This is a genomic window from Bradyrhizobium sp., from assembly GCF_049586575.1.
GTDB lineage: Bacteria > Pseudomonadota > Alphaproteobacteria > Rhizobiales > Xanthobacteraceae > Bradyrhizobium.
In genome coordinates, this window is sequence record NZ_JBAVCF010000229.1 from 1 (window position 1) to 9,653 (window position 9,653).

General features: G+C 61.7%; 12 protein-coding genes and 1 pseudogene. 1 reads left to right on the forward strand and 12 read right to left on the reverse strand.

Features of this window, described 5'->3' with window-relative positions:
* Positions 1-253, forward strand: a 253-nt coding sequence (locus WB528_RS08770; RefSeq protein ID WP_423888029.1) for a GSU2403 family nucleotidyltransferase fold protein, incomplete at its 5' end; no start/stop codon positions are given.
* Positions 254-268: 15 nt separating this feature from the next.
* Here WB528_RS08770 and WB528_RS08775 read toward each other — a convergent pair.
* The 12 genes and pseudogenes from WB528_RS08775 to WB528_RS08830 form a co-directional block, all read right to left on the reverse strand.
* Positions 269-1,018 (reverse strand): hypothetical protein, encoded by a 750-nt coding sequence (locus WB528_RS08775; protein WP_423888030.1) that lies wholly within the window; start codon positions 1,016-1,018, stop codon positions 269-271.
* Positions 1,019-1,144: 126 nt separating this feature from the next.
* On the reverse strand, positions 1,145-1,585 hold the full coding sequence (locus WB528_RS08780) for a hypothetical protein (RefSeq protein WP_423888031.1): 441 nt from the start codon (positions 1,583-1,585) through the stop codon (positions 1,145-1,147).
* 45 nt (positions 1,586-1,630) lie between these two features.
* Positions 1,631-2,032, reverse strand: coding sequence for an Imm1 family immunity protein (locus tag WB528_RS08785; protein ID WP_423888032.1), 402 nt, complete (start codon positions 2,030-2,032; stop codon positions 1,631-1,633).
* Complete coding sequence (locus tag WB528_RS08790) at positions 2,029-2,175, reverse strand: DddA-like double-stranded DNA deaminase toxin (protein WP_423888040.1); 147 nt, start codon at positions 2,173-2,175, stop codon at positions 2,029-2,031. The genes WB528_RS08785 and WB528_RS08790 overlap by 4 nt, the downstream gene beginning before the upstream one ends.
* A gap of 6 nt (positions 2,176-2,181) precedes the next feature.
* A complete protein-coding gene (locus tag WB528_RS08795; RefSeq protein ID WP_423888033.1) occupies positions 2,182-3,057 on the reverse strand; it encodes a hypothetical protein in 876 nt (291 codons plus the stop codon).
* 70 nt (positions 3,058-3,127) lie between these two features.
* Positions 3,128-3,601 carry a hypothetical protein gene (locus tag WB528_RS08800; protein WP_423888034.1) on the reverse strand — a complete coding sequence of 158 codons (474 nt, stop codon included), beginning with the start codon at positions 3,599-3,601 and terminating at the stop codon, positions 3,128-3,130.
* 8 nt (positions 3,602-3,609) lie between these two features.
* Entirely contained in the window at positions 3,610-4,446 is an 837-nt protein-coding gene (locus WB528_RS08805) for a hypothetical protein (protein ID WP_423888035.1), read from the reverse strand.
* 16 nt (positions 4,447-4,462) lie between these two features.
* The gene (locus WB528_RS08810) at positions 4,463-4,717 is read right to left on the reverse strand and encodes a hypothetical protein (protein WP_423888036.1); all 255 of its coding nucleotides are present in this window, start codon (positions 4,715-4,717) and stop codon (positions 4,463-4,465) included.
* Between the two features lie 146 nt (positions 4,718-4,863).
* Entirely contained in the window at positions 4,864-6,438 is a 1,575-nt protein-coding gene (locus WB528_RS08815) for a hypothetical protein (RefSeq protein WP_423888037.1), read from the reverse strand.
* A gap of 164 nt (positions 6,439-6,602) precedes the next feature.
* Entirely contained in the window at positions 6,603-7,724 is a 1,122-nt protein-coding gene (locus WB528_RS08820) for a hypothetical protein (RefSeq protein ID WP_423888038.1), read from the reverse strand.
* Positions 7,725-8,180: 456 nt separating this feature from the next.
* Positions 8,181-8,636: a hypothetical protein gene (locus tag WB528_RS08825; RefSeq protein WP_423888039.1), complete on the reverse strand. Its 456-nt coding sequence runs from the start codon at positions 8,634-8,636 to the stop codon at positions 8,181-8,183.
* Positions 8,584-9,653 (reverse strand): annotated as a pseudogene (locus WB528_RS08830) (hypothetical protein); the annotation flags it as partial. The pseudogene WB528_RS08830 and the gene WB528_RS08825, both read right to left, overlap by 53 nt.

Here is a 9,653-nt window from a genome sequence, read left to right on the forward strand (position 1 = left end):
CGCCATCGACGAACGAGGCGAAGCATGCCGCGTCGTGACGACCGACCCCCGGATCTGGGCAGCACACAAGTTCTGGCTATCGAAACGCAAGGACCGCGAGCCGGCAAAGCGGCGCAACGACGCGGCGCAAGCGCAGGCCGTAGCGCAACTCGTTGTCCAATATATGCAGCATCTGCCCTACGTGGTCGATGAATTGCGCATGTTGCCAAAGCCCGTCTTCGACGAGGCAAAACCTCTTTTCGCCGAGCCGTGACGTCAAGCGGCCCATCTACTCGCTCAGACTGATGGTGCCGATATTGTTCGAGGCATCGGCGATGGCCTGGAAGTCGAACTCCGCGACGGTGAATTTCTGGTTGGAGAACGGCAGCGACAGCTTTGGCGCCACGCAGGCATTGAGCTTCACCACCAGGTCCTTGCTCGTGCCGAAATAATTGAACGTTTCCTTCAGCGACACTTCGAACATCGGCAGCGGGCCGGTAAGCTGATTGGCGAGGCTGATCTTGTTACCGGACGTAATTGTGTAGCTGTAATAGATCAGCACCGCAGCGCCGTTATCAGCCGAAGCGAAGGTGTAGGTCCCGGGGCTTCCGGACGGTGCGACGTACTGGCCTTGCGCCGGCGAAGACCCGATCGGGGTGAGCTGCACGCCGGTCGTGGCGTAGAACACACCGAAATCCTCGACGAAATTCGCGCCGTTGGCGACCGTGATCGCGGCCGAAGCGACAGTGCCGGTCTCGCCCGTCGTCATCTCCACCATGCTGTTCGCCGTCAGCGTCTGGCCGAGGAACAGATTGTTGATCTGCGTCGACTGCAGGCGGGCGAACTTGGCCTTCCCGGTGATCTTGAACTCGCCACTGCCGGCGGCGACCGCCATGTTGTACTGACCGAGCAGCGTCTCGATTTTGCGGTCGAAATCGAGCGATACGTCCTGCAAGGTGCCGAGCAGCGCCGGCGGCTGCCCGCTCACGTCGGTGCGCTTGCCGATCAGCGTGCCGCTGCCGAAGGCGAATTGGGTCATGGTGGTTCTCCTGGGTCGGAATGTGTGGGAAAGCGAATCGCGAATGGCGAATGGCGAATAGCGAGTAGGGAAAGCGCCCCTCGCTATTCGCCACTCGCTACTCGCGTTAAAAGGCTGCGCTTGCCGCTAGGGCACCAGAATCTGGAACGGGATCGCCGCGACCGCCTTGCCGTCGGTATCGCCGGTGTCGATGAATACCGGGCCGAGCGGATAGCAGTGCGATACGAGGCCGCCAAGCGTCTGCTTGTTGCCGGCGAGCGCGTCGGCGCCGCTCGGCGCCACCGCAACGTCGATAGCGTCAAGCAGCGCGTTCATCGCGGTATCGGGAACATCCTTCGGGTCCATCCCAGCCGACAGATAGATAAAGACGTGCGCGTTGATGGTGAGCGTCGGCAACCCCTCGGCCTGCCGGCCGCGCACCTCGCCGCTCTTGAGCATGGTCAGAAATGGCATCTGCGTCTCGTTGACCTGATCCCAATGCACGAAGCGCCGGCTGGTAGCGGTGAAATCGGCCGCTCCGGTAATGAGATCGAAGAAGGCAACGGAGATTTGTTCGCGGGTTGGCATTGCGGATACCTCAATATACGCAGTTTTCCAACGGCTCGACGGGCATCACAGCGGCTCCCACAAAACTGAGCTGCTCCTCTCTCCGGTCTCAAGGAAATGGAGCGCAACTTGCTCAAGCTCTTCAAAACTAATGATTTCTGCAGCTGGGACCGGCGTCGGCGTATCCGCAGTTAGGAATTCGACGTCGCCGTTCGTCATCGGTGGGTTGGTGGAATGCGCCATGAGATACGGCAAACTGCCATCGGATCGGCTGTGTTGGGCACATCCGACTTGCCCTCCGATACCAAGCATGATCTCAAAGCCGTTGTCTCCCGAAAGGCGAGCTAGAAATGGTGTATTGTGTCGTCTAGCCCGCAGCAGATCGGAAAGCTCCTTCTTGGACGTGATCGCGATATCGTTCATTGGATCTGATTCGTTTTGTTGATTCTTGTATCGAACGACAATCATGGGCCGATCCCTGTGAATTGAACAATCGTGTTGTCCGGGAGCACAACATTTAGAGTAGTGCCGGGCGCGAGCATCGTCGGAAGCAAGCGTTGGCAACTACTACAAATTTTACGATTGTTGATATAAAGCGTCCCTTCTGTAATTCCCTCTTATCGCATAAGAGCCGCTGCATGTCCTTCAACATGGGAAAGTGTGTACCTGTCATAACCTGCAGTTCCTTGCATTGCTGCTGCTGGTCCAGCGTAGCCGCTTTGCAATGGGATAGGCGACCCTCCCGGGGTATACAAAATTCCGGAGGTTTTTTCGCCGGGGACATAAGGTGCAAGCTGTGGCGGTAAACCATCCGGGAATGGAAGGCTCGGCTGAGCGTCAATGGGTACGGGCGGCTTTGGCGCTGTACTTGGGCCTGAAGCACTTGGCGATCCTCCTAGGCGCGGAAGCTCAAGGATTCCGCGGGGTGCATTTTCAGCTCCCTCGCCTTCAGCCTCGGGCGGCGGCTCCCACGGCTTATCCGCCGGATTGCCGATCACCACGATGGGAACGGGCTCGAGAGGACCGGGTTTGTCGGTGACTAATTCGAACCAGCCTGGATTTGGCGGCACACCGGCACGCGGATGCTGGGCAGGGTCCCAGAAAAATTTGAGCAAGCCGCTGCGAATGAGTTCTCGAGCGCAACGCGCAATCTCGCCTCGGCTTTCCGCGCGTTGCGCGAGCGGCGGCGGATCGGGAATTTGCATCTGCACGGCCGCAATGGCCGCCATGGCGACGTCGCCACGATTGAACGCCGCCGCAATCAAAGCGAAGCCGCTCGCTTTCGCGGCAATGTTGATTGGAAGCCGATAGCGTCCAGTGAGTTCTTTGTTGAGTTCGACGAGGGGGCGAACTCTCCAAAGGGCATTTCCGGCGCCAGGCGGTTGCAGAATGGGAATGCCGCCGACAAAAACGCCGTCGACATCACACGATATGCCCTCGCTCCCCTGCTTTGCGGCAAGCGAAAAGACACGCAACCCCGGCATCGCGAGCATTGCGATCAGACCCCATTGAGAAGTCGCGTGATGTGAAAGAAGAAAGCGCTAGCCGCCGCTGGTCACGTGCTTATTGGATGGCCTCTATGGCCGTAGCGGCTAACTCGTCACGGATGTCGTCCGCCATCTCGGCAAGCGACGTGCGCATGTAGCTTCGCTCTGGCATCGCGATCGCCGGCAAGTTCACGCGCGCGGCGAAGGCTTGCTTGCCCCCGACCAGGAATGCGAGGGCCTTCGCCTTGTCCGGTACGATCTCGTGCGGCGGGATCACGCCGCCAAATTCGTGGATGGCTGCGTATTTGACGTCGGCCGACGTGGCGAGGCGCACGGCGACGCCACCTGAGGTCTCCTCGATTGTCACGCCGATCGAGCCAGCGAGCGCCCCGCTTTTCATCTGCAACACCTCGCCGGACAGCGTCTGCCCGATCTTGACTTGCAGTTTCGCGGCGAGCGCGCCGGCCTTCGCGACGAGCGCCGCGCGGATTCGCTCCGGCATCGCGCCGAGTGCGGCTGTGGCGGTGTCATTAAGGGAGACATCAAACATTCGTTTGCCTACCCAACCACTACGCTGCGATACGGATCGAGCGAGGCGCGGATGAAATCCGGAATGTCTTTGAGGCTGTATGAGGCAGTCTGCTGGCCGGCCACGGTCTGCGCGCTTTGTCCGATCCGGGTGCGATAGCGGTAACGCTCCGCTACCCATTCAATGCAGGCGTTGTTGATCGCGGCCGGGATGAAGCCATAGGAGAGCAGGACGACGGTGCCGGCATCGGCGGCGGCGAAGCCGTAAACCCCGCTCGACACATTATATTGTCCAGCGTCAGGCGTTCCGGCCACAGCGGTCAGCGCCACGCCATCGGCATAGGTGACGCCGGCGTCGCTCGCCCACGGCCCGAAAGGCGCCCCAACGGACACATTATAAGGCCCGGGTGCGCCGGGTACGGTCGCCCCCTCCCCTTCGACCGCGTAACCTGCGCTGTAAGCCGCAACAACGTTCTGTCGGCCGCGGCGAAACGACAGCTCAAACAGGTCAAGCGCCTGGGGGCGGCCTGGCGGCAAACCATCCCACGGCTCCAGCAGATAGCCGAGCGGGTGCGGCGCGCCGGTGGCCGGCGGCGCCGCCGCCGGAATCGCGACATTATCGATGGCAAGCGAGCTGATTTGCAGCACCGGATAATGCGAGAGGAACAACCGCATTCTGCCGTTGCCATCGAGTCTCTCGGTCAGCGTCCGCGGCGTGAGCGACGGCCGGCCGAGATACGCCGTGATCGCGCCGCTCACGTCGGTGATCAGCCGCGACAACAGCGCGTCGTCGGTCGAGCCAATGCCGCTCGAGCCTGCGAGCCAGGTTTTCACGTCGGCGAGGATGGCGAGGTCTGAGGCGGCCATTGTGCCGGATCTCCGCTTACGACTTTTTCGAAACCGGCCCGTTGCGCCATGCGGGATGCATGAGCTTCGGCTTTGCTGCGGGCGGCTGCCGCAATGCGGCGGCTGCGGGCGCGGGCTTCGCCGGCGCGCTGGCGACGAATTCGACGAAGCCAAAGCATCCGATCAGCAGCGCGCCGATCTCGGCTTCGACGTCGTAGAGACCATCACGCGGTGCGAGAGTGACGCCGGCGACGCACGGATCGCCGGCGCCTGGAGGCGCTTTCAGTTTCATGGGAGGGAATTCTCAGCTTGAAATATCAAACTCGTCATTGCCGGACTTGATCCGGCAATCAATGCGGCGGCGCGGCAGCATGGATGCGCGAGTCAAGCCCGCGCATGACAATGCGAAGGATAGCTGGTCAGCAGCACGTCGCGCCGCTACCCCGCGGCGATGTTGCTGATCACCGCCATCGATGGCGGGAAATAGTGCTGCAGCACCTCGTCGGCATAGACGCCGGACTCGTAGCGGCGGGCGCGCGGCGGCCACTCGATCTGATAGTAATCCTGCCGGGTGCGAACCTGCATGACGTTGCCGATATTGGAGAGCGGATACGGCAAGGTGCGCGACGTCATCAGGATGGTGCCGGCCGGCATGTTGGGATGGATGCGGATGTCGAGCGTCTTCGGCCCCGCCATGGAGAACTTGTTGAGATAGCTGCGCACCATCACGCCGCCGCCGAGCGCGCCCTGATCGGCGTCGAACACGAAGCGCTGTGCCGCGTTGACCCCGCCGGCCAGGATCTTGGCCGAAAGGTTCTGCGCGACCTGCGACGACACCCACATCGTGTCGGGCGACAGCCGGTAATTGTCCCAGCGGTTCTTCAGCGCGGCGTCGACTTCGACGATGCCGCCTGAGCCGTCGCCGGTGAGCGTCGAGCCGGTGCCGGCGGTGCCGGTCGCGAGATAACTCACATAGGCGTTCGAGCCGGACTTGAAGGCCTGATACAGGAGGCCGTCGAACACCAGCGCGTTGGTGGAATTGTCGCTCGAGCCGAGCGAGGCCGCGGTCTGCGTGCCGGTTGCGTTCGCGGTGATGACCAGCGAATTGATCGTGGTGATCGCGCCGAGCACCTCCGAACCGGCCGCGCCCCAGAACCAGGCGTAGCCGAGCGCGCCGGGGACCGCCGTCACGGCGGCGGCGATTGAGCCGGTGGTGCCGGATGCAATCGAAACGGTGGCGTTCGCCGACTTGCCCGCGGCACCGCCGCCGAACGTGTCCGACGAGCCGTCGGCATTGCTGCGCGTGATCGCCCCTTGGACACCGCCCGCGATGCTGCCGTTGACGACTCCGTCGAGCGTAAGCGCCGCGCAGATCACGCTGTAGGGACTCGCGGCCGCTGTGAGGCTGCCGCCGGTCGTCGACGGCACCAGCGTCGGCGTCGGCGTGGTGCCGAGCGCCACCGACGTGTCGCCGCCGAGAATCAACAGCTCCTCGCCCAACATGCAGGCTTCGAGCCCGACCTTGGCGCCGATCGCCTTCACATCGTCAAAGCCCATGCCGGCATATTGCGCCTCGAAATCGACCGAGGTTTCGATGCCGATGCCCTTGTAGGCGGCGCTGTAATCGGCCGTCGACACCGCCTGCACGCCGCCGCGATTGCCGCCGGACACGCCGATGCGCAGCCCCGTGGTGTTGATCCCGGTCACCGCGCGCCAGTTGGCCTGGATGCCGCCCTTGCCGGAGACGCGCGGGATCTCGTTGCGCAGCGGCGTGAGCAGCGGATAGACGAACTTGGCCCCTGTCTCGAGATCGTAATAGGTCAGGCCTGACGTCGGCGAATTGGATTCCGAAAATGTGCTCTTCGAGAGCGGATCGCCCGGCAGCGGATTGGCGTGCGCCTTCTCGATCTCATGCAGGAAGCTCGATGCGTTGCTGAGCGCGGCGTTGTAGTCCTGCACCGAACGCGGCAGCGCCGATTTGGCGAGAACATGGGTGAGGTTTTGTTGATACATGAGTGTGGTTCCGTTCCTGTGTGGTTGGTAATGTCAAAGTTCATCCGTCATTCCGGATTGCCGCGCAGCGGCAAGTCCGGAATCCATATTCGCTGACCTGTGGTTATGGATTCCGGGCTCGCGAGCTGTCGCTCGCGCCCCGGAATGACGATCGGAGAGTCGACCTATCCCTGCCGCGGACGAAAGCCCGGAATGGCGCGCATCGGCTGCGCCTGCGCCTTGCGAATGGCGGCGTCGGCCAGCGCTTCGAGCGCGCCGGGCCGGTCAAGCAGCGCTTCCGGCTGCTGCGGGAAAATCGCGTCTTCGGCTTTGTCGGCGACGCGCACCGACGTGGTGCCGAGCGGCAGCGGCTGGTCCTCGATCCTCTTCAACCGCGCGCCGAAGTCGTCCATGCGAGTCTGCAAGCCGCCGAGCGCCTTGGCCAAAGTCTGCTGCAACGAGCGTTCGAGGCTCTTGGCCAGTTTTTCCGCCTCGCCGCCGCCGTCGAACGCGTCGCCATGCTCGCCGGCCTGCGGAGAAAATTCCGGTTGCGGCTCGACATTCGCTCCAGGGATATCCGCGCCGGGGCAGCAATCCGGATCGAGCGCAACGAGAAGATCGTGGCTTTGTTTGATGCGCGCCTTGTCGGCCTTGGAATGCCGCGCGCCGACTTTGCCGACTGCCTCGTCATTGCGAGAAGCCCCAACAGGGCGACGAAGCAATCCAGATTCGGATGCGTCAAACGCTGGATTGCTTCGCTCCACGCGCAATGACGCTTCGGAAAGCGGTTCCTGCCAATCGCCCGCCTTGAACTTGCGCAACTCGGTCGAGCCGTCGGCCTTGACCACCGCGAAGGTTGCTTCCGGAAGGCAGGGGTGGTCGACCAGCGAGACTTCCACCGGCTCGGCCGTGTAACGCATGAGCTTGGGCTCATCCGGATCCGGCCATCGCTTGAGATAACGGCCGCCCTGGGAAAAGCCAGTGTAAACGCCCTCCTCCACCTTGGCCCATTCGGCATCGTCGACCACCTTGCCGCAGATTTCGATACGCTTGTGCGCGTCATCGTAGGCAATATCGACGAGCTTGCCGGCGGCAATGTTTGAATGCATGGCGCGCAAATTGCCGAAGCTCTTGCCGTCGGTCGCGTCGGCGAATTTCTGCGACCATTTCTGATAAAGCGGCTTGGTCGAAGCGTAATCGCACACCTCGCCGGCGATATCCGGCGCCTCTGCGGTGACGACGCCATACACCAGTCGCCGCGCCGCATCGACCTTGGTGATCGGAATGAAGATATTCATGTCGTCCATCGGATGCTCCTCATGAATGGTCTGAAGCTGAGCGCACGCGTCGGCGGCCAGCGCACTTTGCGCACCGACCGCTCGGGGGGCCGCTCGCATTGTTCGGTCGCTTGGGGCAACGGCCCGCGCTAGGTCGGGTCGGCCTCGTCCTCGTCCTCGTCGAGCCAGGCGAGTTCAAGGTCGGGGATGGCGAATTCTTCGGCGACCCCACCCCCATTCACCTCGAATCGGCACGTAGCCGATGGCGATCAGCACCCTCGGCCGATCGGCGGCAGCGTTGGCGTAGGGGTCAAGCCCCAGCGCATCGCGCATTTCGTTGAGGGTGAGGGCGCCGAGTTTGACGCGGCCTTCGAGGACCGCCTCCATGCCCTTCGGGTCAGCTTCGTCTTCGTCGAGCCAGGCGAGTGCCAGGTCGGGGGAGGCAAATTCTTCAGCGATGATTTCGTCGATGAGGTCCTAGCCCGGTTACGATTGGTCTTGCGAGTTCCGCTGCTCCGTCTTTAGCCCAGACACGAAGCGTTCGTTGTCCTGGACCATTTCAAAGGCTTGCGCCGCGCTCAGCACCTGGCTGGCTTGGGGATCAAATACCACACCCGAAGTAGCGCGAGCATAAGCAGCAGCCGCCATGCAAGCCGCCTGCATCTGAGTGTGGTCGCCTTCCCAGAGCAACTCAATTGCGAATTTCCACTCATGACCGAATTGAATGTTGTCATAAGTTTCGATCAGTTCTCGCGGACTAACATGGAAGCATTCGAAACCTGTCGGCTCCGTGCGCAAGATTGACGGCAGGAAGCCCTTCATATCCGAAAATGACTCATGCTGGGATAATCGAAGCTCAAAACCTTCACTATCAATTGCCTCTTGCCATTCAGAGATCGAATTGAGCTGCATATCGGACAGCACGCAAATCTCCATCGACATTCAACTCCTCCATTGCCCCCCCAGCAAACGACAAACCTGCAAGCTGACTGCGGTATTTCAACACAACGCCGCGTTCTACGTTTATTTCAAATACATAGGTTCCGGGCGTCGTACCTGTCTTAGCTCGGAGTTCCCTTACTCTCCACGGCTCCAGCCGAGCATCTCCGGTTTTTAGATCGTAGATCGCAGTTATTGCGCCCGCAGCATCACGCAACAAGACATCGGTTCGTACGCTGCCCGGCGCTCCATAATAGGCGCCACCGAACGTTTGTTCGACTTGGACGCCTGGAAGCCCTTCAGCTTCCACGGCGGAAGCAAACTCCTTGTGAATCTTAGTACCATATTGCGTGGGCGAAAGGTCACCACTAGGTCCGGCTCTGTCGAAAACGTCGTTGAGAAGAAGGAGGAGCGTCGTCGATGTCTTGTCAATCGTCGGGTTTCGTGTCGCCCAGAGCAGACCGGTGGCCCGAGCCCCCTGAACTGGATCGGTATGGCTGGCATCCGTGCGATTACTCGTATCACGCACGGCATATTGCGGCCCCGACGCCACAACGTCTTGGGGTAAGGGGCCGGGTTGCTTGAATGAGTCGCCGTCTACCGTTCTACCTGACGCATCCAATGAGCCGCTTGGCGAGGAACCGCCGCCTTCGCTTGTCCATTGGCCGCCATCGGAATTTCCGGCCGGCACGCGAGGTTGGTCGGCATTGTAGGTTTTGACAACCAGTCTAGATTGAGCGCCTATGTCCGCTCGAACCTCTTTGGCTGGCGAATTGCCGTTCCCATTCGCATTCGCCTCGATCGGCACGTAACCAGTGGCGGTCAGCACCATCGCCCGGTCGGCGGCAGCGTTGGCGTACGGATCAAGCCCCAGCGCATCGCGCATTTCGTTAAGGGTGAGGGCGCCGAGTTTGACGCGGCCTTCGAGGACCGCCTCCATGCCCTTCGGGTCAGCTTCGTCTTCGTCGAGCCAGGCGAGTTCCAGGTCGGGGGAGGCGAATTCCTCGGCGATGATCTCGT